Here is a 1,247-nt window from a genome sequence, read left to right on the forward strand (position 1 = left end):
TGGACTGACCCCGTTTTGTAGGTCCAGTCGTTGTGTGAGTCGTCCTGTCGCCCGAGGGTTCGGGCAGGGAGACTGGTCAGATCATGACGAACAGCAGGAAGCGTCACACCCCGGAGCAGGTCGTCCGCAAGCTCGGGCAGGCCGACAGGATGCTCGCCGACGGCGCGGACGTCGCCGCGGTGTGTCGGGAGCTCGGCGTGTCCGAGCAGACGTACTACCGGTGGCGGAACCAGTACGGCGGCCTGAAGGCCGACGACGCGAAGCGTCTCAAGGAGCTCGAGAAGCAGAACGCCACTCTGAAGCGGCTGCTGGCCGAAGCGGAGCTGGAGAAGGCCGCGCTGAAGGAGTTGGCTGAGGGAAACTTCTAGGCCCGGGCAGGCGCCGCGCCGCCGTCTCGCACCTGCTCAGGACACTGCAGGTGAGCGAGCGGATGGCGTGCCGTCTGGCCGGGCTGAGCAGGTCCGCGTACCGTCGCCCGCTCAAGGGCGACACGACCGCCGACCCGGACAGGGCGTTGCGGGACTGGCTGCGCGCGTACGCGAAGAAGCATCCGCGGTGGGGATACCGCAGGGCCTACCACGACGCTCGCGGCGAGGGGTGGGCCGTGAACCACAAGAAGATCCAGCGGCTCTGGCGCGAGGAAGGCCTCCGTGTCCCCCAGCGGCGGCGGCGCAAACGCGTCGGATCCTCGACCGTCGACGCCCCGGCAGCGGTCGCACCGAATCTCGTGTGGGCGGTGGACTTCCAGTTCGACGCCGACGAGCAGGGCCGCCCGATCAAGATCTGCTCCATCGTCGACGAGCACACCCGTGAGTGCATCGGAGGGCTTGTCGAGCGGTCGATCACCGCGGACCGACTCACTGCCCACCTCGAGGACCTCGTCGCCGTCCGCGGCGCGCCCGCGGTGCTCAGATCAGACAACGGCCCGGAGTTCATCAGCGACGCGATGGCCGACTGGGCCGGCACCCGCACCGGCCTGTTCTACATTCCGCCCGGCTCGCCCTGGCACAACGGGTACGTCGAGTCGTTCAACAGCAGGCTCCGCGACGAGTGCCTGAACATCAACAGCTTCTACTCGCTGCTGCACGCCCAGGTCGTGATCGGCGACTGGAAGACCGAGTACAACCATGACCGCCGGCACTCATCGCTCGGATACCTCGCACCGGTCGACTACGCTCGGCAATGCACCCATCAACTGGAAACCGACGACTCGCACAGCGACCGGACCGAATGAAGGGGGCGGCCCA

The 1,247-nt window shown here is 67.6% G+C and carries 1 protein-coding gene; it reads left to right on the top strand.

The genetic code is table 11. The features are described 5' to 3' along the window. Positions 1-83: 83 nt before the first annotated feature. A protein-coding gene (locus WFI52_RS14125; protein WP_336627605.1) for an IS3 family transposase occupies positions 84-1,234 on the top strand; the annotation gives its coding sequence in 2 pieces (ribosomal slippage) (positions 84-354 and positions 354-1,234; 1,152 coding nt in all). Positions 1,235-1,247: the final 13 nt, after the last annotated feature.

Source organism: Microbacterium sp. MMO-20 (assembly GCF_037147735.1).
Lineage (GTDB): Bacteria > Actinomycetota > Actinomycetes > Actinomycetales > Microbacteriaceae > Microbacterium.